This is a genomic window from Shewanella sp. ULN5 (assembly GCF_030731885.1).
Taxonomy (GTDB): Bacteria; Pseudomonadota; Gammaproteobacteria; order Enterobacterales; family Shewanellaceae; genus Shewanella; species Shewanella holmiensis.
This window is the reverse complement of the sequence record NZ_JAPJEE010000015.1, coordinates 12,671-37,650: the sequence shown is the minus strand read 5'-3', so window position 1 is coordinate 37,650 and position 24,980 is coordinate 12,671. Positions and strand designations below refer to the sequence as shown.

Below are 24,980 nucleotides of genomic sequence, written 5' to 3'. Positions count from 1 at the left end.
AGATTTATCTTCATATTTTACTTTTGATAGTCGTTACGAGTGGAGCTAAATCGAAGAGATGAAATTTCAGGTGCAGATGATCCAGCGAGTATCCAAAACAGGGATCTTTTGGTTAAGCCCGCAGGGACGTGCTTGGGGCATCTCGCTGTATTATCTGACTAAAGGTCGCTCTTTCACATCCATGTGATCGCGACATTCAGTTCATCCTGAACATTCCTGCAGCAGGTAATTGATTAACATGAATTATTGGTCACAAAAATTACCCGTTAAAAAATAGCGACAAATATTGAAAGGCGCATTAAGCTTTATACTGTTCGGGTTATAGTTCATTAATAACGCTAATTAAAACCAGTGTTTTTAAAGTTGGCTTCTATTAAAGCCTGCGCAGGATTGGTTATGCACTTTATGAGTTGATGTTGTTGAATACAGCCTCAACTCACTTCAATTAGCTTTTTAAGATTTCTAGTGGCATACGCAGCATATCATCGCCAGTGCCGGCTACCATCCAAATGATCGCGACTAAACTTCCTACGGTAAGCAAATACCAAACCGTTGAAAAGATCTGTCCATAACGGTCAAGCGGCAGTAAATGACTGTGATGACGTCCTCGCCATTCGAAAACGATTTCTAAACTGCCAATAAGCAATAAAAAGCCTAATAGGGCTAATCCTAAACTGTAACTGATGTACACCCCAATGGCAGCGCCTGCGATACAGGCGACTAACCCTGCAAGGCTGTTCATTGAAAAGCTGATGCTTTTTAAAATATGACCGCCGTCTAGTGGTAAAATAGGCAATAGATTAAACAGGTTGAGTAAAGCGTTAAAGGCGGCTAAGCCGGCAAAGAAAACGTTGCCGGTGATCCAGTAAGCTACCAAGCAAGCGATAGATAAAAACAAACCAAATGTTGGCCCCATGATGGAGATAACCACGTCTTGCCAGCGGGTGTTAATACGCTCATCGCTTAAGGCTAAACCTCCCATAAATGGAATTAAATAGATGCCTTTGGTTTTCATTCCGAAGTGCTTCATGGCTTTGATATGGCCATACTCATGAAATACCAAACAGGCAATAAGAGCGAGTGCGAACTCGATAGAGAATAACCATGAATAAGCTGCCACGCTGGCACCCGCTAACAAGGCTTTCACCACCTTAGCGCTTTTTAATAGTTTAAAACCTAATGAGGCTAAGCCCACTATGCTGATTTTGTTGGCTTTGGGTGTTGGGATTTCAGGTACTTGTTGTTCAATATCTTTAGTGGTGCGCTGTCCTTGACTAACCTGTTCTTCATCAATTAATACACAATATTGAAGATTAAATGGCTGCCATTTAACGTCGACTTCAAGACGGACGGGAATTTTTTTTAGGTGAGTTTCAACTAGGGTGTCAGTTTGGAGCGGTTGTGATAAAGCCTCATCTGAAGGGGGCGACGATGGCTGTAAGGTTAACTCAAATTGATGAATATTAAATACTTGGTTATCTGGTGAGGCTGATTTTTGCGATACCAGTTGATTGTCCCAGAATAACTGTTGCCAACCTGCCATTGAGCCTTCTAAACGTAACCGTTTACCCAAACACTCAATATTTAATAACTCCATGCACACTCTCAAGCTCACTCACTAAAATTAGCCCTATTTTGCCAGAGGGTTAGCAATAGCTCAATCAATCTAGCTGATCTATTATCGCAAAACCTTGTTCGAAGCTGGTAAACATCAGCTTACTGCTGCAGCAATGCCCCTGTAATTGAGCAAATTGTTGTACTACAGGGATAAACTGGCTGACGGTTAACTTACCAGAGGGGGTAAGACTGTGCTGATTTGCTTGCTGACAAAATGAATAGCTTTGGCCGCTACTGTCAATCAGTAGGTCTTCGGTCACCAGATGGATCGCATCAGTGATAAGAAAGTCTTGCCACGCTTGAGGGGTGTTTATGTAGATGAGCTCATCGTGCAAATGCAGTTGCACGATGGCTGGCCAGTGGACATTATCCATGGCTGTGAACACACTTAGCAGGATAATACGTGTTCATAACGTTAGTGGCTTCCTGATTTACTTGCTGTAGTCATAACTGATTTCAGCATTAATGTTTTTTACAACACAAGGGCCGTGCTCACGTTGAGTACGGTTTTGGGCATTACCAATATGCACCTCAACGTTGGCGAATATATTTCGGCCTGCTTTAATAAAATATTTATCGTAATAATCTTCGACTTCATTTTTAATTTGTTCGAATTCAATTTCTTCTTTCAAACGTTCAGCGGCAATCTGATTTTTTTGATCAAGCATCATTTTCACTTGCTCAATCATCCCTGCATCATTTTGCCATTCTGTCTTGGGTGGTAGTTTTCTTAATCTTGATTCGATATCAAGCCCAGCGACAACTAATTGCTTAACACTTTCATCTAATGCTTTTAAGCTTTGCTTTAGTTCTTGTTGTTGCATACCACAGAATAATTCGGTTTTTGTTCCCGCCGTTGCACCAAAGGCAATAGCATGAATACCTTTAGCAGCGGTTGCTTTACCGCCGACTAAGTCACCCCGTTTACCCGTTGCATCACTGACGGTAATAGTGCTGCCAGATTCTGAGTGGCTATGTAATAATTGTTTAGTGACTAGGATTTCACCCTGGGCTTTTAACTCAGAATATTGCACAAACTGAGCACAAATTTGTCCCTGAGCTGAAATTTTGGTGCTTAACTCATGGTCTTTAATTAATCGGCCAATGACACCTTTACTGACAATAACGTCGCCCTCAGCTTCAAGGGTGGCGGAGTCGACAAAGCCCATTACGGTAATATCACCGCTGGACTTCACTTCCATGCCTTCGTGCACATCACCCGTGATTAAAATACTGCCTTTAAAATCGACATGACCGTATTTTACATCGACATTTTTAATTTGTAGTACGTCATCAACTTGCATGCCTTTACGGTTTTCTACCGGCTGACCCGATACAGTGGCGATCAGTTTATTGGCATCGTTAGGATGCAAAGCGGTACCATCACCGGGGATCATTAACTGATCTTTGCCGGGGATTTGGTTTAAGGTATCACCATGCACGTTATAACCCGCTACACCATCGGTAGCTGGCTTTTTAATCATTAACACATCATTGGGTTTAACGGTAACCTGCGCGCCGAGGTTTCGCATATCGACAGAGCCATCTTCGCGCTCCTGAGGTTGCAATAGTCTTTCTCGGGCTAACGGGACTTTCCGGGTTAATATGGCGTGTTCGCCATTAACAGGAGCTTTGCCCGTGGCAATTTCACCTTCACAGCTTTCGCCAGGCGGTAAAATATCTAACCTTTGCATCAACGCCATGATTTTAGGCTTACTTAAGCCCATTTTAATTTTATGGTTTTTAAGGGTGTTCAACACATCAGCTAATACAATGTCTTTTCCACCCCATGCAGAGGTGATTGTCATTGATGCATGCATTTTGTCATCGCTGACTTTAATATTGATCGTGCCATCTTTACGTTCAGCAATAGTGAAAAAAAGTTCGTGTTTACCAGGATTTTGACCACAAAGGGCGTTAACTTCGTTGACGGCTTTATCAATAGCTGGGGTGATCGGAAATAACATCGCAAATTCAGGCTGCTTAAGTAACTGAGTGACATCCTCAGTTGAAATCGGCCCGTGAGTATTTGGGGTAAGCCTCAGCTCGACCTTTGATAGGTCTGCACTTAATACGGCAAGAGTAGGTTCTAACATAACATCCTTTGTTTATTGTTTTTATTTGAGATATTAGGTTTGATAAATATCAACATAGCCTAAATCTAGCCGAATTCAGCTTGATAATCCAGCATCAATGACTGTAGCGGGCTGTAAAGTGTGTCCTTTAACCTAGCTTTCAGGTTCAGAGTTTTTGAAAGTACAATTTATACTTGTTGTTTTCCGCAGGCACTATGACTGAGCCAAAAGCCTTGGCAATGTTATCGGCATAGGGTAAATGTCTATTTGCCACAATTTGCCAAACCCCTTTGGGATTTAAACGTGCGGCGCTTTGGCTAACAAACGCATTGGCGATAGCAAAGGTACTGTCTAAACCATCATGAAAAGGTGGGTTAGAAATAATGCCGTCAAACTTATCGCTAATTTGGTTAAACCCGTCCGATGGGTACACTTTAGCCTGCATGTTGTTGGCGTTTAAGGTCAACTGACATGATGCCAGTGCCATTGCATTGATATCGATACATTCAATGTTCAGGTCCGGGTATTGTTTGAGTAATGCCACGGTAATTACGCCTGCGCCACAGCCAAAATCTAATACACGCCCGCTTAATTTTGGAAGGTGAGACAGCAGTAACTCTGTGCCAAGGTCGAGCTTTTTCTCGCTAAATACCCCAACAAAGTTACAAATAGTAATATCACCTTGCGGAGTCGTTAAAGTATATTCGCTGATCCAATCTTGCATCACTAATGTAGGCGCAGAACGGGTTAAAAAGGCCCGATATAGTAAACTGTGTCGCGCATTATCAAGCTTGGTTGCAGGGCTGAAAAAATCGGGCAGTAATTTGCTAACAGATTTAATCCCGCCTTTGTTTTCACCGACGACAAGTAATAAACCGTCGTCACTAAGATGAGTGGCTGCTAGGGTAAATAAGTATTCTGCTAAGGGCTTGGCTTTAGGGAAATACACTATGACAGCATCAAATTTTTCACCATCAAGCGTGTCGGGTAATTTGTGGCCAAAGTAACAGCGCAGGTTGTCATTTGCTAAAGGTGCTAAGGCCAGGTGATGGTGAAAGTCTAACGCCAAGGCGGTAACCTGTTTGGCGCTTTCGAGGCACTGCTGCGCTAACGTATCGGACTCATAATTAATGATAAGCAGGTTAAGACCGGCAAATTCGTCGCTGTTTCTTAATATTAATTGAGATGGATTTGTTAACACGTTGACCTACTATCAGTTTTTTAGCGGAGCCGTTAAAAAATTTGAAGCGACAGGGGTCGCTTCAAAGGTAATCTTATGTGGCTAAATTTAGACCATATAATCATTCATTCTACTTTGCTAGCAATCATGTTGCGTTACTGCGCAGATGAGGGCAGTAAGCTAAAAATCTTGTTGGCAATATCGGTATTGTCTTGATGGCCTGAAAATAGTTTTGCACCAGGGCCAGCAGCAAATACTTGCACATCATCGCCCGTGTGACCTTCTGTTGTCCAACCGGTATTTGAATAGATGTCGATAAGCTTACGTAAGGCAATCGCCATGGCTTCATTACCTTGCATACGGGCATTAGTCAGTGTGGCAAATTCTTGAATTTTTGGTTCAAACCCTAATAAATTTGTCACTATCGGCTGCCATTCCTGTGCGGCAATCGCTTGCGCGGCAATCATGTCTGGGCTGGCTTTTACCTGATGTAATACTTCCGGCTTCCACACATATTCACCGTTAGCACCCACAGATAACCCTCCTGTATTATGATCAGCGGTGACTATCATTAAAGTGTCTTTTTGCTCGCGCACAAATTGCTCAACCACCTCGATACTGTGGGCAAAGCCATCCATTTCAGCCATGGCGGTAGCGATATCGTTACTGTGTCCAGCCCAGTCAATTAAGCTGCCTTCAACCAATAACACGAAGCCGTTTGGGTTTTGAGACAGTAATTCGAGTGACTTTTGTGTTAGTAAACTGAGCTGATTAGCTTGTTTATCATTGATTACCCAAGGTAATTGTACGTCTGCGAATAAACCCAACACCTTAGGTGTGGTAACTGAGTCAAGTTGGCTCATTTCTGTGATGTGCTGGTAACCTTTCGCGGTGAACTTGTTGAGCAGTTCTTCTGAAAAATAACGTTGTCCCCCCCCTAAAATGACATCTGCGTCGGTATCAAGATAGCGCTCAGCAATTTCCGTGTAGTTTTTACGGCTTTCACTGTGGGTTAAAAAAGCCGCTGGTGTGGCGTGGTTAACTTGTGAGCTGACAGCGACACCCGTAGATAATCCCAGTGCTTTGGCTTTTTCAAGTAAGGTGGCAAGTTGACGTTTTTCTACATCAACACTGATCGCGCCATTGTAACTTTTAAAACCGGTTGATAACGCTGTTGCCGCCGCGGCCGAATCAGTTACATAACCGCTGACTCTGGCAGGATAGGTGCTGGCCATGCCAACCAGAAGGCGGTCAAATACTGTTTGCTCAACTTCTTCGGTTTCAGGATTATCTTTATAGTAACGGTATCCCGAGGTGTAAGCGGGCCCCATTCCATCGCCTATCATAATAATGATATTTTTAGGACGAGATTGAGAAATGTTTTGCGCATTGTTTGCCATTGCAATCGCCGCTGGCGTACTTGCTAAAGCTTGCTTTTGTGTTGCTAAATCATTGTCATTAGCGTCAGCATTTATGGCAACGAATTGGCTACATGCCAAAATGAATGCAGCAATAAAACCACGGTAAGTGTTTAAAAACAGCATGAAAATTCCTGATTATTAAGCGTTGTTTACACGAGCCTCGATGGCATCCATCAGCATTCCGGTAATGTCTACGTCGAATGCGGCTTCTATTTCACGTATACAGGTTGGGCTGGTTACATTTATCTCGGTGAGTTTATCACCAATCACATCTAAACCGACAAATATTAAGCCGCGTTTTTTTAATTCTGGGCCCAGTGCTCGGGCAATTTTCCAATCACTTTCTGATAAGGGTTGGGCAACGCCGCTGCCTCCTGCCGCTAAATTACCACGGGTTTCTCCTTTCATCGGAATGCGTGCCAGTGAGTATGGTACCGGCTCACCGTCAACCACTAAAATGCGTTTATCACCTAAAGTGATTTCAGGAATAAAAGCCTGAGCCATAGCGTATTGTTGGCCGTGGTTGGTTAAGGTTTCAATAATCACGCCCACATTGGGATCATCTTGCTTAATTCTGAAAATAGAACTGCCGCCCATGCCGTCTAACGGTTTGATGATAATGTCAGACTTTTGTTGGTGAAACGCACGAATGCGTTTGGCATCTCGGGTAACGATGGTTTCTGGCGTGAACTCTGAAAACCACGCAGTGAACAGTTTTTCATTGGCATCACGCAAGCTTTGCGGTTTATTGACAATAAGTGTGCCTTCCTCTTCGGCACGCTCAAGCATGTAAGTTGCATAGATAAATTCAGTATCAAACGGCGGGTCTTTACGCATTAACACCACATCTAGGTCAGATAAAGGGGTATCTGTTGCTTCGCCCAGCTCAAACCATTTAGCTGCATCATTGTAAACGGTTAACGGGCGCATATTACCCATTGCTTTACCGTTAACCATCGCCAAATCTTGCATTTCCATATAGAACAACTGGTAGCCGCGAGATTGGGCAGTAAGTAACATGGCGAAGCTTGAGTCTTTTTTGATGTTGATGTCGCTGATTGGGTCCATCACGATGCCGAGCTTGATCATGTAGATATCCTTAAAATGTGATTATGTTGTTGGGTGTGAGCTGGGCTCATTAACCGATATCACCAAATTTGAGTTGTAATGCCGTTATTGCCGTGAGTGCAGCAGTTTCGGTGCGAAGCACTCTTGGGCCTAACAATACGTCTGTAAAACTAAATTGTTCAGTCATGCTAATTTCTTGATCCGATAAGCCACCTTCAGGGCCGATAAGCAAACGCACTTTATTGTGTTGGCCTAATTGGGTTAAGCCATTAATACCGTGAGCGGCTCGCGGATGTAAATTCAGCTTTAATGCCTGGGTTTGTTCTTGGCACCAATCTATTAAATCCATTGCTGGGCGCACCTGTGGCACAACACTGCGGCCCGATTGTTCACAAGCACTGATAACAATTTTTTGCCACTGTTGGATCTTTTTCTCTAAACGTTCGCCACTAAGCTTAACACCACAGCGTTCAGAAAATAACGGGGTAATAGTGGTTACGCCTAACTCTACCGATTTTTGAATGGTAAAGTCCATTCTATCACCGCGAGAGATGACTTGCCCGAGGTGTAAATCTAATGGTGACTCGGTTAAATTCGCCGTTGCAGATAAGACCTTTACTGAGACATTTTTCTTACTGGATTGAGTTATTTCAGCTAAATAATCATTACCATCACCACAAAAAAGGCTGATTTGATCGCCTTCATTCATGCGTAACACTCTGCCAATATGCGCTGCGCCATCTTCATCTAAAGCAACAATTTGACCGATATTTAAGGCATCAATCGCTTGGTAAATCTTTGGGATTCTCATAGGTTGCGTTATCCGAGCTGAGTGTTATTAGTTAAAGCCTAGATTCTGACATTGTTTGTAGACAAAATCATTATGATTGCCTTGCGCATTAGCAATTAACTTATCACGTTTACATTCATTTTTATCCACGGGGTACATTTTATCCCATGCTTGGAAAAGTTGGCGCTGGCTAGATGAAATTTGTAACTTGTATGATTGCTGCATATAAAAGTAGGTTCTGGCAATCGCGCCACGACTTTTTGCTGGTGGCTGCACTTTTCTACCTTTGAAGTCTACAATCATGTCACATTGACCGTATTGGTCGGCTTTGCCATTCCATTGACTAAAACGAAAATTACTGCGATCGCCGTTCACTTCACCAATGGCTGGAGTAAGGTTGTGTAAGTCGGATTCCATTTTGTTAAACTCAGGGCTGGTTTTACCACAATTTTTACGCCCACCTTGCTGCCAGCATTGCAGTTGATGACCAAATTCCCACGCTGGAACTACGTGTTCCCATTCAATACGGTTGGCGCGAACTTGCTGCTTACGCACTTGATAGCCGCACTTTTCCAGTTCTGGCTGCCATACTTTACCGGCTATGGTGATATCGCAACCACAGTAAAAGCTCTGCAAAGGCAAATTATTTTGGTAGATCTTGCGGATCATTTTTTTAGCCTGATTAAAACTCGTTGGGTGTGAAGCAGAGTGAGCGGTAATAGGAGCAATGAAAACACATAGCAAGCTGCAAAATACGATTGAACGCATTTTGATAGTTGGAAAAAGCATAATAGCGCTGACCTTAAATATGATGAATTCTGCAGACTCAAGCGGCTAAAAGACACAGCTTGTCTGTCATTTTTGCGTGATGGTAAGGGATACTTTCGACTGATGCAATGATGGGGGATGAATTCTGCTCAATATTGATTTTAAGGCTATTTATTGAGCCGTTAATGCGAGGAGATAGTCATAACTACTGGTTTACTTGAAATGAATAAAATAAACAGTACAAAAAGTGTCATGCTGATATTTGGCAGTAAACTATACATAAATGTCGATTTAAAATTGTGAGACTCGAACGATTTACTTTTTAAAATAAAAATAATTGAACTGATAAATGAAATGCAGATATAAGCAGATAGCCCCCAATTTTCAAACATAAATTCAAGTGGAAAACCATGGCTTGAAAAAGTGAAGGCGATTAAGACTGCAGCGACAGGAATTAAAAATATAATATTGAATATAGACAATATCCAAGTGATGCCGAGGTAGCTTTGTGTTTTGTTGATGTTATTTATCATACAGATCCTTTGTATGGCTTTGTTTGGTAACAGGAGTTATCAAATCTGCCATTAAGGCAATAAATAATCAATCAATAATGTGCTAACGTTAACCTTGTTAGCTAAGTGTCATTTTGAACTGCTTGCAAATAGAAAACGGTTACGGTTTTAGCATGCAGATATGAGTGACAGTTATTTACTTTGCCAGCATAGGCGTATGCGTTAAACAGGATCGCTTTGTAGCATAATTTGGCAAGTTTTACAGCGATATTGGGTTTTACCACGCACAACATTGTTATGTCGTCTAACGCTAAGTTGCACACTGCCGCAGCCACAAAAATACTCAAATTGTTTACCGTGAACCGATAGCGTGTCTAATTTATGGGTGGTTTTAGGAACACGTTGATAAACCTTACGCATAATGCTTTGCCATTCTGCACCGTGGGGTTTTACGCGACCAAAGACTTGAAAACAGACTAGGTGGCTGATTTCGTGAGGGACGACATCATCTAAAAAGGCGCTGACATTTTCCGCTAACAATACAGGATTAAAGCGCAATTTATTTAACTGTAAATGTGCGGTGCCAGCACTTTTTCCCCTTAAGGTGAATTGCACTTCTGGGCGAGGGAATGATTTATTAAAGTAGTGCTCAGCGAGTTGGTAATCGACTTCTATTTTATCCAAAATAGTTTGTTGCAGTGGCGTGATTATTTGCGGTTTTGGTACACGCGCTTTAGCTGTGCTGGGTTTGGTATTAACCAACCCCAGCGCGTGACCAATATGACGTAAATGCTTATTAAAATACTGCTGCATTTGCAGAAATAACCTATTGAGAAAATCGATACATTAACAAGGTGCTTGATATTACAAAGTTGCAGCTGCGGCAGCAACCATAGCCTTAATTTGTTCAACAATCTGGTGTTCAACTTCAGCGTCATGTCCCTTCACTTTAGGGGTGTGAATATGTCCGACGGGTAGGTTTCGATTAAATTGTTGCATAAGTAATATGCTTCGGTAAGAGATTTCATTTGAAAGATATCCCCCGCCAGATCCCTCTACAGAGATGACGTTCTGTAACTCATTAAGGGATTTTGCATCAAATTGCCCACCTGAAACCGTGCTGACCTGATGGTTATCATTAACGGCCCATTTGCCTTTGACCTGTTGCATGGCGGCAACGGGAAGAGAAAACTCCACAAATTCAGGACCATTTAAGCTTTTGTTATTCAGTAATGGGGCAATAGGCTTGGTTGTTGATGCACCGGTTAACACATTTAGGTTATCTGGGGCGGCGGCGGTGCGATTTCGAGAGGGGAAACGTTCAATATCAAATTGTTCACGTCCCATACTGACGGTAAAAATCATATCCACACTGTTGTCACGATAAATCGGGGTTAATAACGATTCAATCATACCGTTATCAAAATCGGCAAAACGCACCGGGATCATCACTGTTTCAATTTGGGCTTTTTTACCATTAACGTTAAATGTGTAACCATCCAAGGCTAAAGCCGTTACCCCTGAGGGGTTACTTTGGCCAATGTCTTTGTCTAGAAAGAACGGGTCAAATCCTGTTAGCAAAATTTTGATGCGGCTGTCGGGTTTGAAATCGATATCACTAAAGCCGCGCGACGATGTTTCTATTGCACTGACCAGTATTTCACGCTGCCAACTTGCCATGTTAAAACCCGCGGGTTGAGTTTTTAGGCTGGCGCGCATGATAAGACGACTCCAGTACAAGGTGCGATCATCGGTATTACCTGATTGCACATCTCGAACGGCTTGCTGCCATAAACGCTGACCTTCATTAGCAACCATTTGAGTCATGGTTAACTCGTTAGTTTCGCTCAGGAGTTTGTTACTTAAGCTTTCAGAGATGCCTTGGTAACGTTCCACCACTTGCGGCATGGCTTTACTGGCCAGTGGCACACGTAACTCTTCCACATCTTTTGATAGGGTATTGGCCTGAGTCATCGCGCTAGTGGTTATAAGTAATAAGGTTGTTAAGCTCAGTAAGTGCTTGGATATCATCTTGTCGGTCCTTGTTCTGGCGGCACATATCAGGCAATGGTTATTTGGTTATAGCATAAAAAGGCCTATAAATGGCAGCGGCTTACTTAACGATTGAAGTCAGTGATTCTTGGTTGCTGTATCGTTTAGAGATAAAGTCTAAAAAGGCACTGATATTTGATGCGAGTTGTCTGCGGCTAGAATACACCCCGTATACTTTAATCGGATCCATTGGCCACTCTTGTAATATAGGCACTAGGCTGCCAGATGCAATCTCTTGTTTACAACTGGTGTTGGACAGCAGGGCGATGCCAAAATCATCCAGTGCGAAACGTTTTACCATTTTGGCGCTATTAACCCTCACTTTACGCTGAAATGTCGCCATGATTTTACGATTGCCTTTACCAATAGACCAAATCGGCGCCGATAAGCTGGTGCCTAATAAAATGCCTTGGTGCTTAGTTAACTCTTGTGGCGTGGCGGGGGCACCGTGTTTTTTGATGTAATTGGGGCTGGCAACTAAAATTGGTTGACGTTCAAAAAGCAATCTTGCCACTAAATCAGACGATTGTAATGGGCCATACTTTATTGCGATATCGTAACCTTCGCCGACTAAACCTATGTCGTTATCGGTAAACTGAATATCCAATTCAATATTAGGGTATAGCCGCATAAAACTTGAGCATAAATGGCCAATGACTTCTTGAGAAAAAGACACCGGAATGGCAATTCTTAGGGAGCCTGCAATGTCACTATGGGTGTTTTCAATTATCGCTTTTGCGGCTTCAATTTCTTGACTGATGGTTTCACAATGCTGAAAAAACAGTGCGCCAATTTGCGTTAGACTGATATTTCTAGAGTCTCTTTGTAATAAACGGACCCCTAATTCTTCTTCAAGTTGTGCAACTTTTCGGCTAATTGTTGATTTAGGTTGTCCGATGTCTCGTGCAGCTTGAGAGAATCCGTTAGCCCTTACTACCGCTGTAAACAGCATCATACCGTTCAAATCCGGCATCTTGCCCTCACTGTCTCAAAAATGGAACGAAGCGTTCAAGGTAGTTTATATGGTAATTAGGCTATTAACAAAGTTATATTTACGGGCTAAAAATTTCAGAGGCTAACGACGCAGAGGATCTAAGGATGACCAGCAAAAAGCAGCCCGCTAACAAGACCCAAGTACTTTCAGCAGATCCATTATTTTTACAAGCTGAACACTTGGCAAAAGATTTTTCGTTATTTCCTGCTCATAGTAAGCAGAGTTTGTCGGAAGAAATTAAAGGGTTATTAACTGAAGATGCAATTCAATCAAACTTAAAAGGTTTGGCATCTTTAGATGTTGACGGATACGTCAACAAAGTTATTTTACCATCTCAAGATAAAAATCGTCCCGGCGCTAAGCGTATGATTGCTGACCTTAAAGGCAAAATCATCTCAGAAAGCCACATAGGGTCATTTTACCGTGCTGAAGTGGAACTAAACTTCGGTACGCGTACTCGCCGCGTTGGTTTTATTGCCCAAGAGCGCAGTACTGCAAACGGTGCTTGGATGCCAGAACATCATTTAGCGGCCTGTAAAGCGATCCGTCACTTTGCTGAGCTGTCTATGCCGATTGTTTTCCTTATCGACACCCCAGGTGCTGATGCTGGTGAAGTGGCTAATAGTCAAAACCAAGCACATACCATTTCTAAAGCGATTGCCGAAAGTGCCAACGTTGACGTGCCTACTGTAGGTATTGTTATTGGTGCTGGCTATTCTGGTGGTGCTATTCCACTGGCTGCCGCCAACATTTTATTGTCTATTCGTGATGGTATTTTCAATACTATTCAACCTCAGGGCTTACAAAGTATTGCACGTAAGTACAACTTATCTTGGCAGGAATGTGCTAAGTCAGTTGGGGTATCACCTGAAGAGTTGTATACCGCGGGTTGCATTGACGGCATTGTTGACTTCACCCCAAGTGATAAAGACGAACGTCAGCATAACTTACGTCGTGCCATTATCAGTTCTATTGAAGCCATTGAACGTGCTGCAGTAAACTTTGTGCGTGAGTCTGACGATTTAAAAGAACACTACGATCGCAGTTTACAGCGTTTTTTAGCGCCGTCTAAAAATCTGATGACACTTGAAAATAACACAGGTTTGGCTGTCGCTAGCAACCCGACGATGCACCACAACATTTTTGGTAGTGCATACCGTTATTTACGTTACTTAACTTTACGCAGCCGCATTCACTCTATTTCATTAGAGCAGTATGGTCGTTTATCGAAAGTTAGCGTACCTGAAGGTGACTTACTTGAGCGTATCAAGCAAGAGCAAGAACGTGTATTCCAAGCTTGGTTAACTAACCCAGATAAATTGGTTTATGACGAAGAGCTCAACAAGTTATGGGGCAACTTTACTGCTAAGCGCAGTGAAGTGTCGACCGAGCGTAACGTGATTACGCGCTTTATTTTAGGTGAACCAAAAGAGAACTATAAAAAAGCCCGTAAGGCTTTATTGTTCAACATTGGTTGGTCCTTGTATCATCGCTGGAAAAGCAACGCTGCAAACAACTTTAAAGGCTTAATTCAGCATTTAGAGTCATTACCTAAGTCTGCTACCCAAGCGCCTTGGCCAGAGCTGAACCAACTGACGGTATTGGATGTGGTTGTAAATGACGAGCTGCGTGAAGACTTCATTTGGCAATGTCATAACATTCTTATCTTCAACGCCCTATATGATAACGTCGTCGGTAGCTTAGCGTCGATTTCTAAAGAAGCGATGATGTCTAAAAGCTTAGCCCGTACTTCGGTTGATAAGTTATTACACAAGTCGATTGATATCGCGTTATCAACTAATGATGAAGCTAATGACAAAGCTAAGTTCTACAAATGGCTTAAATACTTTATGGCACAGTCTAACCGTGCTGAGCTATTAACCCGCGTAGAGCAATGGAAGAGTGTCGGTTTCCCACAACTTAACGATTCATTATTCGTTATTTTAACCTACTTCTTCGAGCGTTTATTACCAGAATACTTCGACAGTGAAGACGAGCACGATAAGTACACTGGGGCAATTAACCCTGTGCGTATTGGTCGTCGTAAAGACTTCTGGAACCGCTTGACCATGGGTTATCAAGATTTGTTAATCCAGAAAGTGCTTCGTGAAGAAAAGCAAAAAGGCAAAATGGGTTGGGAGAGCGTTATTGCTAAGTTCTTCACTCAGTTTGACGAGATCAATGCTGACAAAATGTCGGCAAACTTGCTTAACTTCCCAGGATTCCGTTTGTCGATTGAAGATGCTATCGATAAGAAAATTCGTCCATGCGGTTTAATCACTGGTTTGGCTGATTTTAAACATAACGGTAAAAAATTACGTGTTGGTGTTGCGGTATCAAATACTGCATTCCAAGCGGGTGCATTCGATATGGCCAGTGCTGAAAAGTTCAGTGCGCTATTAATTGAATGTGCGAAGCGTAAATTACCGGTGATTTGTTTTATCAGTTCAGGTGGTATGCAAACGAAAGAAGGTGCAGCAGCACTGTTCTCAATGGCGGTAGTGAATGACCGTATCACGCGCTTTATTCGTGATAATGAATTACCAGTCTTGATGTTTGGCTTTGGTGACTGTACCGGTGGTGCGCAAGCGAGTTTCGTGACCCATCCATTAGTGCAAACCTATTATTTGTCAGGGACGAACATGCCATTTGCGGGTCAAATGGTTGTGCCTGCATATTTACCATCTACCGCGACGTTGTCTAACTACTTATCCAAAGTACCTGGGGCAATGACAAGTCTGGTTTATAACCCATTCAGTGACACTTTGGATGGCCAGCTAAGCGGTATTGATCCATTAATGCCGTTACCAACAGCCCATATCGAAGATGTTATTGGTCAAGCTTTATCAACATTAGTGCCTGAGGTCGTTGAGGTTGAAGAAGTGATTCTTCAAGATGATCCTCGTGCCCTAATGAAGCCAATCAACAAAGTCTTGATCCATGCTCGTGGTTGTACCGCGGTTAAATTAATTCGTAAAGCCCATGACAACAACATCAACGTGGTATTGGTTGCATCAGATCCTGATATGACCTCAGTACCAGCGGATATGTTGAAAGAGAACGACAAGCTAGTATGTATTGGTGGTAACACTTCAGATGAAAGTTACTTAAATGCATACTCGGTGTTACGCGTTGCAGATTATGAAGATGTTGATGCGCTTCACCCAGGTATTGGTTTCTTATCTGAAAGCCCGCAGTTTGCCGCGTTATGTGTTAACAACGGCGTAAACTTTGTTGGTCCAAGCGTGCACTCAATGACGACTATGGGTAACAAGTCTAATGCTATCCATACTTCACAAGCGCAAAATGTACCGGTTGTTCCAGGTAGCCATGGTATTTTGACTAACGCTGAACAAGCGGTGAATGTGGCGCTTGAAATTGGTTATCCTGTGCTACTTAAAGCCGTTCAAGGTGGTGGTGGTAAAGGTATTCAGGTTGTTAAACGTCCTGAAGACATGATTGGTTTATTCCAAAAAACCGCAACAGAAGCTGCGGCGGCATTTGGTAATGGCGACTTATACCTAGAGAAATACGTTACCTCGTTACGCCACATTGAAGTGCAGTTACTGCGTGACAAGTTTGGTAATACCAAAGTACTGGGTATTCGTGATTGTTCTGTACAACGTAATAACCAGAAAGTGATTGAAGAATCTGGTTCAACTATGTTGCCAGAAGAGTTGAAGCAAAAGGTGATGAATTACACCCGTGCCTTAGGTGATGCTACTGACTATATGGGCGCTGGTACCGTTGAGTTTATCTATAACTTAGATGCTAACGAAGTGTACTTCATGGAAATGAACACCCGTTTACAGGTTGAGCATCCAGTCACTGAAGCTACCTCAGGTATTGATATCGTCAGCGCACAGTTTGATATCGCCGCAGGTCGCTCAATTGAGAAGCTAGAGCCGGTTGAGCAAGGTTATGCCATGGAAGTGCGTGTCACGGCCGAAAAAGCCGCCTTAGACAGCCATGGTATTCTGCAATTGCTGCCTAACCCAGGTAAAATTACTGAATGCATCATGCCACAGCGTGATGATGTTGAGCTGATTTCGATTGCTGAAACCGGTAAAGAAGTCTCGCCATACTATGACAGCTTAATCGCGCAGATCATTATTCGCGGTAGCGATCGTGAAGATGTCGTCAAGAAAATGTATGACTATCTAGATACTGTAGTGATCAAAGGTATTGCGACTAACATTCCGTTATTGAAACGTATTCTGAAGGATACCACCTTTAACGAAGGTGTTTACGATACCAATTACTTACCACGCTTAATGGCCGAGTTAGATATTCCTGAGCTTATCGCTGAAATGGAAGCGGCTGCCGAAACCGTTAAAGTGGATACTGAATCACTGCGTGTTGGTGAAAGTAATGAGCTTAAAGTGTTGGCACAGGGCGCGGGTATTTTCTATAGCTCTCCAGCACCAGGTGAAGCTGATTTTGTTAAGGAAGGCGACATAGTAACGGTTGACCAAACACTAGCACTTACTGAAGCGATGAAAATGTTCTCTCAAGTCACCTTGGCGGGGTTCAACCGTCAAGATGCGGTGTTGTATCCTGAAGATCAGACATACCGAATTGAGCGTATTTTAAATAGTAACGGTCAGCAAGTTTCCCAAAACGATCTGTTATTTGTGATTTCGCCAGTTGAGGCTTAATTAAACCTACAAGATGGCAGAAAAATAATGTTGTTATCTTGTGATAAAAATACCCGCTATTAGCGGGTATTTTTTTGTTCAAATCGAGCGCATTTTTTAATATCAACCTCTGTATCTGACACAGGAATGCTCGAATGGACTCTTTTTGCTAAAACTTAGGTTTTTTTACTGTTTGCTTAAAAAATATTCGATTATTTTTATTTTATTGTTTTATATAGATTAAAGGTCTAAAAAACGTATTTTTTTTGACGAAACATCATAAATATTGCAACTGCCATTTGCGCCCAGCAAGGTTCCAATTTACAATATGCGCCTTAAATAACCTGATGTGCGGTGTGTCGGTAGTTTTTTCGCATGCTCCGTCTACTTCTTAAACTAATCATTAAAGTTGAATCATGACCGAATTATCCAAATACAGAAACATTGGTATCTTCGCTCACGTTGACGCGGGTAAAACCACGACCACCGAGCGTATCCTTAAGCTAACCGGTAAGATCCACAAAATCGGTGAAGTTCACGATGGTGAATCTACTACTGACTTCATGGTACAGGAAGCTGAGCGCGGTATTACTATCCAGTCAGCAGCAGTAAGCTGTTTCTGGAATGACCACCGTTTCAACGTTATCGATACTCCAGGCCACGTTGACTTCACAGTTGAAGTATATCGTTCGCTTAAAGTACTTGACGGCGGTATCGGCGTATTCTGTGGTTCTGGTGGTGTTGAGCCTCAATCAGAAACCAACTGGCGTTATGCTAACGATTCTGAAGTTTCGCGTATCATCTTCGTAAACAAGTTAGACCGTATGGGTGCTGACTTCCTACGTGTTGTTAAGCAAACTAAAGACGTTTTAGCAGCTAACCCATTGGTTATGGTTCTACCTATCGGTATCGAAGACGAGTTCACTGGTGTTGTTGACCTATTAACTCGTAAAGCACACATTTGGGATGATTCTGGTTTACCAGAAAACTTCGTAGTTCAAGATGTGCCAGCTGACATGGTTGACTTAGTTGAAGAATACCGTGAAATGCTAATCGAAACTGCTGTAGAGCAAGACGATGACGTAATGGAAGCATACATGGAAGGCGTTGAGCCATCTATGGAAGACATCAAGCGTTGTATCCGTGCGGGTACTCGTACAATGGCATTCTTCCCAACATACTGTGGTAGTGCGTTCAAGAACAAAGGCATGCAGTTATTGCTTGATGCTGTTGTTGATTACTTACCTGCACCAGATGAAGTTGATCCACAACCTCTTACTGACGAAGAAGGTGTTGAAAACGGCGAATTCGCCATCGTTGATGCTGACTTGCCATTAAAAGCACTAGCATTCAAGATCATGGATGACCGTTTCGGTGCATTAACATTCGTACGTATCTATTCTGGTCGTCTTAAAAAGGGTGACACCATCCTTAACTCGTTCACTGGGAAATCTGAGCGTGTTGGCCGTATGGTTGAGATGTATGCCGATGACCGTATCGAAATTGAATCTGCGCAAGCGGGTGACATTATCGCTATCGTTGGTATGAAGAACGTACAAACAGGTCACACACTATGTGATCCTAAGCACCCATGTACGCTTGAAGCCATGGTATTCCCAGAGCCAGTTATCTCTATCGCTGTAGCGCCAAAAGATAAAGGTGGTTCAGAGAAAATGGGTATCGCTATCGGTAAAATGATTGCAGAAGATCCATCTTTCCGCGTAGAAACTGACGAAGACTCAGGCGAAACCATCCTTAAAGGTATGGGTGAGCTTCACTTAGACATTAAAGTAGACATCCTTAAGCGTACTTATGGTGTTGAACTAATCGTTGGTGAGCCTCAAGTTGCTTACCGTGAAACTATCACAGCAGAAGTTGAAGATAGCTACACGCACAAGAAACAGTCTGGTGGTTCTGGTCAATTCGGTAAGATCGACTATAAGATCCGTCCAGGTGAAGCAAACACTGGCTTCGTGTTCAAATCATCAGTTGTTGGTGGTAACGTACCTAAAGAATTCTGGCCTGCGGTTCAGAAAGGTTTCGGTAGCATGATGAACACAGGTACTATCGCTGGCTTCCCAGTGTTAGACGTTGAATTTGAATTAACTGACGGTGCATTCCACGCAGTTGACTCATCAGCAATCGCGTTCGAAATCGCTGCTAAAGGCGCTTTCCGTCAATCAATCGCTAAAGCTAAGCCACAACTTCTTGAGCCTATCATGAAAGTTGACGTGTTCAGCCCAGACGATAACGTTGGTGACGTAATTGGTGACTTAAACCGTCGTCGCGGTATGATCAAAGATCAAAACGCTGGCGTTACTGGTGTTCGTATCAAGGCTGACGTACCGTTATCAGAAATGTTCGGTTACATCGGTTCACTACGTACAATGACTTCTGGTCGTGGTCAGTTCTCTATGGAGTTCGCTCACTACTCACCATGTCCAAACAGCGTTTCTGAGAAAGTTGTTGCTCAAGTTAAAGAACGTAAAGCTGCTGAAGCTAAGAAGTAATTCTTAATTTAACAGTTTAAAAAACCGCTGCTTGCAGCGGTTTTTTTATGCTTAAAATTTGAAGAATGGCAGTAGTGAACATTTGTAAAGCAAGATAAAAATTAAATAATAGAATTAAACTGTAAAGTGGTTTAAATTTAATCAGATTCAATAAGTTTTTGTGAAAAGGAGTTTTACATGAAGTTGTTACATCTTTCTGCTGCCATGCTTTCACTTGCAGTTTCATTTGATACTGTTGCTGCAACCCAACCTAAACCCGCCACCGACCATACAAAACAAGCTAATAATGCTGTACTAGAAGCGTTGCCATTTAGTGATAAACAAGATTTTGAAAATGCCAAACGTGGTTTTATTGCCAAGCCTGATGTTGTTACTATTAAGGATGCTAAAGGAAATGTTGTTTGGGATCTTGAGCAATACAAGACCTACATCAGTGAAGAAAAATCCGCCCCTGATACCGTGAATCCAAGTTTGTGGCGAAATTCTCAATTAGTGATGCAGCATGGTCTATTTGAGGTTCGTGAAAATATTTATCAGATTCGGAGTTTCGATTTAAGTAATATTACCTTTATTAAAGGGAAAACGGGTTGGATCGTATTTGATCCACTTATCTCACCTGAAACAGCTAAAGCGGCTCTGGATTTTATTAATCAACAACTCGGTCCACGCCCTGTGGTTGCCATTGTCTATAGCCATAGTCATATTGATCACTACGGCGGTGCAACTGGCCTTGCAACAGCCGATGATGTGGCCTCGGGTAAAGTGCAAGTGATCGCGCCAGAACATTTTACAGAGCATGCGGTTTCTGAGAATGTGATAGCGGGTAATGCCATGGGACGTCGTGCTGTATATATGTACGGGGCCTTGTTACCTCGAAATGCCAAAGGCGGTGTTAACGGTGGTTTAGGCATGACGGTTTCTACTGGTTTAGCAGGATTGCTTGTGCCGAGCAAAGAAATTACCAAAACGGGTGAATCAGTGACCGTTGATGGTGTTGAAATGGTATTTCAGATGACGCCCGGTACGGAAGCGCCAGCTGAAATGAATACTTGGTTCCCACAGTTTAAAGCATTATGGATGGCAGAAAATACTACCAATACCATGCATAATATTTTAACCCTGCGTGGTGCTCAGGTGCGTGATGCGCTAATTTGGTCCAGCTTTTTAGATGAAACTATTAACCTTTGGGGTGATAAGGTTGAGGTCAAGTTCCAAAGTCATCATTGGCCATTATGGGAAAGTAAAAATATTGTTCCTTACTTTAAAAAGCAACGTGATATTTATAAGTTTACCCATGATCAATCTGTAAGGTTAATGAATCAAGGTTATACGGGGGAAGAGATTTCAGAAATGATCAAATTGCCTGCCGAACTTGAGCAAAACTGGGCTACACGAGGCTATTACGGCACCTTACGCCATAACAGCCGTGCGGTATATCAACGTTATATGGGGTGGTATGATGGTAATCCAGCAAATTTAAATAATTTACCGCCAGAGCAAGTCGCCAAAAAATATATGGAATATATGGGCGGTGAAAAAGCGGTGATTGCTAAAGCGCGTGACTCATTTACCAAAGGTGAATACCGTTGGGTTGCTGAAGTCATGAAACATGCTGTGTTTGCGAACGTTAATAGTACGGAAGCTAAAGAATTACTGGCAGATAGCCTTGAGCAGTTAGGATATCAAGCTGAGTCAGGCCCATGGCGCTCGGTGTATTTACAAGGCGCTTATGAGTTACGCAACGGCATTCCTTCAGCTGGTGGCACTCAAACGGCTACACCAGATACTATTCGCGCTATGACCCCAGAAATGTTGTTTGACTATCTTGCCGTTAGGCTTGATCCAGCTAAAGCGGAAGGTAAAAATATTGATATTAATATCGACTTTACTGATCTGAAGCAAAACTTCACATTGACCGTTGAAAATGCAGTTTTACATCATAGTAAAAATCAGGTGAAAGACCCAGATGTGGCGTTGGTCATGAGTATGAAAACCATGAATCGTATTCAATTAAAAGAAATGTCTTTTGATGATGCGATTAAGAATGGCGATCTTAAAATGGCTGGTGATAAAGCTTTATTTAACTCATTTTTAGCCATGTTAGATGATTACAATTTTTGGTTTAATGTTGTGATGCCATAACCAGAAACCTCATTTAAGATTAGATATTTAACCAATAAAAATGCCACTTCAAATGAAGTGGCATTTTTTAGTTATTCATCAAGCTTATTTGCTGTGGTTGTTGCCCACGATAGCGTCTTTATTGTCAGCTTGTGCGACATGACACTGAACACAGAAGTAGTATTCATTGTTAAATTTTCCATCAGCCTCAAGATGAGATTTATCAACCGCAGTGGCTTTCATCTTGGTCGCTTTTTCTGTGCTATGACAGGTTAGGCACCCATTCTTTTTGGTGGTAATAGAATAGCTGTCTTTATGTGGGATCAATGGTGGCTGATGGATAAAGGTACGTTCAATCGCTTTGCCTTTACTTGGGTAAGTCGGCACAGCATCAGCAGATAATGTTGTACTGACTTCAGCCTGGCGTAATGATTTAACCTCTACAGACGCGGTTTCAGCTTGTCCACCAAAGGCGGTTAAACCAAGGACTAATGTCGCCACACTCAATAATATTTTCATGTTTTACTCCGTAACATCCTAGATGAATGTTTCAAATTCTTGTCGTGGTGAGCGGCTAATCAAGTCACGCTAATTATCCTAAACTCACCACATCTTTAATGGTGTACCTGACTTATGCTTTCATGACCTTAACAGGGCATTTTTTGAAGTCAGTCTCTTTCGATAACGGGTCAGTTGCATCTAACAATAGTTTGTTTACAAGCTGTCTAGCATCGAAGAATGGCATGAACACCACACCTCTAGGTGGCTTGTTACGGCCTTTGGTTTCAACGCGTGTTTTGATTTCACCGCGTGGTGAGGCCACAATGACTTCATCACCACGATTGACGCCGCGCGCTTTAGCATCTTCAGGATGCATAAAGATTTGTGCATCAGGATAAGCTTTGTGTAGCTCGGGTACACGGGCGGTCATCGATGCAGTGTGCCAGTGTTCAAGAACACGACCCGTTGACATCCATAAATCATATTCGCTGTTAGGCTCTTCTGCTGCAGGCTCATATGGCAGTGCAAAAATGACAGCTTTACCGTCTGGCTTGCCATAGAAGTTAAACCCTTCGCCAGCCTTAACGTAGGGATCGCTGCCTTCAACAAAGCGACGTAGTGTTTCTTTACCGTCAACAACAGGCCAACGTTTACCACGGTTTTCATGGTAGTTGTCAAAGGTATCCAAATCGTGCGCATGGCCACGGCCAAACTGCGCATATTCTTCAAACAGACCTTTTTGCAGATAGAAGCCGAAGTCTTTGCTCTCGTCGTTATAGGCGCCTTTACATTCAGATGCAGGGAACTTATTCACAACACCATTTGCAAACAGAATGTCGTATAAGGTTTTATCTGCATACTCAGGCTTTTTAGCGATAAGTTCAGCTGGCCAAACTTCAGATACTTTAAAGCGTTTTGAGAACTCAACTAATTGCCATAGATCAGATTTTGCGCCTTCAGGTGTAGGCACTTGTTGATGCCACATATGGGTACGGCGTTCGGCGTTACCGTAAGCACCTTCTTTTTCTACCCACATTGCTGTTGGGAGGATAAGGTCGGCGGCGGTTGCGGTTACGGTTGGGTATGGGTCTGATACAACAATAAAGTTTTCAGGGTTACGGAACCCTGGGTAAATTTCATCATTGATGTTAGGGCCAGCTTGCATATTGTTAGTACACATAGTCCAGTAACAATTGAGCTTACCATCTTTAAGCATACGGCTTTGAAGTACGGCATGGTAACCTGGTTTTGGCGGAATAGCGCCTGCAGGAAGTTGCCATAGTTTTTCGGTAATTTCACGGTGCTTATCGTTATTTACCACCATGTCAGCAGGTAGACGATGGGCAAATGTTCCGACTTCACGTGCAGTACCACAAGCTGAAGGTTGACCTGTTAATGAAAACGGACTGTTCCCTGGTGTGGCAATTTTACCGGTTAACAAGTGGATGTTGTAAAGCATGTTATTAGCCCACACTCCACGGGTGTGCTGGTTAATACCCATGGTCCACAAGCTCATCACTTTGATGTTAGGATCGGCATAAGCTTTGGCCATAGTTTCAAGGCTTTCAACCGGTACACCACTCATTTTAGATGCGTACTCAGCGGTGTAAGTGCTAACAAATTTAGCATATTCCTCGAAGCTAATTGGGGTTGCTCCACCGTTGTCAGGGTTTTTAGCTTTTTTCTGTAGCGGATGCTCAGGACGTAAACCATAACCAATGTCGGTGACACCAAGGGCAAATTTGGTGTGCTTGGTAACGAAGTCTTTGTTTACGGCATTATTTTGAATAATGTAGTTAGCAATATAGTTAAGTAAGACTAAGTCCGTTTGTGGTTTGAAAATCATTGGGTTATCAGCAAGATCAAAGCTGCGGTTTTCAAAGGTTGATAACACATGAACGCGAGCATCTTTATGGCTTAAACGACGGTCAGTAAGACGTGCCCATAAAATAGGGTGCATCTCAGCCATGTTCGCCCCCCAAAGCACGAAATGATCAGCCGCTTCTAAGTCGTCATAACATCCCATTGGTTCATCAATACCAAAGGTACGCATAAAACCGCCTACCGCAGATGCCATACAGTGGCGAGCATTTGGATCGAGGTTGTTAGTTAAAAAGCCGGCTTTATGCAGTTTAGCTGCAGCGTAGCCTTCCCAAATTGTCCATTGTCCAGAACCAAACATACCTACTGAGGTTGGGCCTTTTTTGGCAATACTGGCTTTCCATTTGTCGGCCATAGTATCAAGTGCAACATCCCAGCTTACAGGAGTGAATTCACCTTCTTTGTGGTATTTGCCATCTTTCATGCGCAATAAAGGAGATGTTAGGCGGTCTTTGCCATACATGATTTTTGATAGGAAATAGCCTTTAACACAGTTAAGGCCTTTGTTGACTGGGCTTTCTGGGTCACCCTGGGTAGCAACAACTTTGCCGCCTTTGGTTCCCACTAAAACGCTACAACCCACGCCGCAAAAACGACACGGGGCTTTGTCCCATTTGACGTCATTGCTACCTTCGGCAGCGTTCACGACACTAATAGGTATTGCTAAGCCAACGGCAGAGGCTGCTGCTGCAGCTGCGTTGGCCTTTAGAAACTCGCGACGGCTTATGCTCATGGTGTCCCTCACTCTTTATTGATTTAAACTCACAAATACACATGTAATTCATGTTTGTTATGTTCTTGAGTGTAAACCTGATAATTTGTAAGGGTATACCCCTGAATGGGTATACTGATT

Annotated in this window: 16 protein-coding genes; 3 read left to right on the top strand and 13 right to left on the bottom strand. The window is 42.7% G+C overall.

Annotated features, from left to right (window positions below; translation table 11 throughout):
* Window positions 1-445: 445 nt before the first annotated feature.
* The 11 genes from ORI98_RS14015 to ORI98_RS13965 form a co-directional block, all read right to left on the bottom strand.
* A complete protein-coding gene (locus ORI98_RS14015) occupies window positions 446-1,597 on the bottom strand; it encodes a site-2 protease family protein (protein ID WP_306135618.1) in 1,152 nt (383 codons plus the stop codon).
* A 64-nt stretch (window positions 1,598-1,661) separates the two neighbouring features.
* Window positions 1,662-1,991 (bottom strand): DUF4144 domain-containing protein, encoded by a 330-nt coding sequence (locus ORI98_RS14010; RefSeq protein ID WP_261297189.1) that lies wholly within the window; start codon window positions 1,989-1,991, stop codon window positions 1,662-1,664.
* A gap of 57 nt (window positions 1,992-2,048) precedes the next feature.
* Window positions 2,049-3,713 (bottom strand): DUF342 domain-containing protein, encoded by a 1,665-nt coding sequence (locus ORI98_RS14005; RefSeq protein ID WP_306135617.1) that lies wholly within the window; start codon window positions 3,711-3,713, stop codon window positions 2,049-2,051.
* A gap of 145 nt (window positions 3,714-3,858) precedes the next feature.
* Complete coding sequence (locus ORI98_RS14000) at window positions 3,859-4,893, bottom strand: methyltransferase (RefSeq protein ID WP_261297187.1); 1,035 nt, start codon at window positions 4,891-4,893, stop codon at window positions 3,859-3,861.
* A gap of 134 nt (window positions 4,894-5,027) precedes the next feature.
* Window positions 5,028-6,272: an alkaline phosphatase gene (locus ORI98_RS13995; RefSeq protein WP_306135662.1), complete on the bottom strand. Its 1,245-nt coding sequence runs from the start codon at window positions 6,270-6,272 to the stop codon at window positions 5,028-5,030.
* A gap of 159 nt (window positions 6,273-6,431) precedes the next feature.
* Window positions 6,432-7,382 (bottom strand): glutathione synthase, encoded by a 951-nt coding sequence (gene gshB / locus ORI98_RS13990; protein WP_306135616.1) that lies wholly within the window; start codon window positions 7,380-7,382, stop codon window positions 6,432-6,434.
* Window positions 7,383-7,431: 49 nt separating this feature from the next.
* Window positions 7,432-8,172, bottom strand: coding sequence for a 16S rRNA (uracil(1498)-N(3))-methyltransferase (gene rsmE / locus ORI98_RS13985; protein ID WP_306135615.1), 741 nt, complete (start codon window positions 8,170-8,172; stop codon window positions 7,432-7,434).
* Between the two features lie 27 nt (window positions 8,173-8,199).
* Entirely contained in the window at window positions 8,200-8,919 is a 720-nt protein-coding gene (locus ORI98_RS13980; RefSeq protein WP_261297237.1) for an endonuclease, read from the bottom strand.
* A gap of 734 nt (window positions 8,920-9,653) precedes the next feature.
* Complete coding sequence (locus ORI98_RS13975) at window positions 9,654-10,244, bottom strand: SprT family zinc-dependent metalloprotease (protein WP_306135614.1); 591 nt, start codon at window positions 10,242-10,244, stop codon at window positions 9,654-9,656.
* A 51-nt stretch (window positions 10,245-10,295) separates the two neighbouring features.
* Window positions 10,296-11,462: a hypothetical protein gene (locus tag ORI98_RS13970; protein WP_371931166.1), complete on the bottom strand. Its 1,167-nt coding sequence runs from the start codon at window positions 11,460-11,462 to the stop codon at window positions 10,296-10,298.
* Between the two features lie 82 nt (window positions 11,463-11,544).
* The gene (locus ORI98_RS13965) at window positions 11,545-12,456 is read right to left on the bottom strand and encodes a LysR family transcriptional regulator (protein ID WP_261297182.1); all 912 of its coding nucleotides are present in this window, start codon (window positions 12,454-12,456) and stop codon (window positions 11,545-11,547) included.
* A gap of 125 nt (window positions 12,457-12,581) precedes the next feature.
* Between ORI98_RS13965 and ORI98_RS13960 the strand changes: the two genes are divergently transcribed.
* The 3 genes from ORI98_RS13960 (at window position 12,582) to ORI98_RS13950 (ending at window position 21,766) form a co-directional block, all read left to right on the top strand.
* Window positions 12,582-17,135 carry a biotin carboxylase N-terminal domain-containing protein gene (locus ORI98_RS13960; protein ID WP_306135613.1) on the top strand — a complete coding sequence of 1,518 codons (4,554 nt, stop codon included), beginning with the start codon at window positions 12,582-12,584 and terminating at the stop codon, window positions 17,133-17,135.
* A gap of 395 nt (window positions 17,136-17,530) precedes the next feature.
* Window positions 17,531-19,624, top strand: a complete 2,094-nt coding sequence (fusA, locus tag ORI98_RS13955; RefSeq protein ID WP_261297180.1) for an elongation factor G — start codon at window positions 17,531-17,533, stop codon at window positions 19,622-19,624.
* A gap of 177 nt (window positions 19,625-19,801) precedes the next feature.
* Window positions 19,802-21,766, top strand: coding sequence for an alkyl/aryl-sulfatase (locus ORI98_RS13950; RefSeq protein WP_306135612.1), 1,965 nt, complete (start codon window positions 19,802-19,804; stop codon window positions 21,764-21,766).
* An 84-nt stretch (window positions 21,767-21,850) separates the two neighbouring features.
* Here the strand turns inward: ORI98_RS13950 and ORI98_RS13945 are convergent, their stop codons facing one another.
* Together ORI98_RS13945 and napA are read right to left on the bottom strand one after the other, a co-directional pair.
* Window positions 21,851-22,264, bottom strand: coding sequence for a nitrate reductase cytochrome c-type subunit (locus tag ORI98_RS13945; RefSeq protein WP_261297178.1), 414 nt, complete (start codon window positions 22,262-22,264; stop codon window positions 21,851-21,853).
* A 112-nt stretch (window positions 22,265-22,376) separates the two neighbouring features.
* A complete protein-coding gene (gene napA / locus ORI98_RS13940) occupies window positions 22,377-24,860 on the bottom strand; it encodes a nitrate reductase catalytic subunit NapA (RefSeq protein ID WP_261297177.1) in 2,484 nt (827 codons plus the stop codon).
* Window positions 24,861-24,980: the final 120 nt, after the last annotated feature.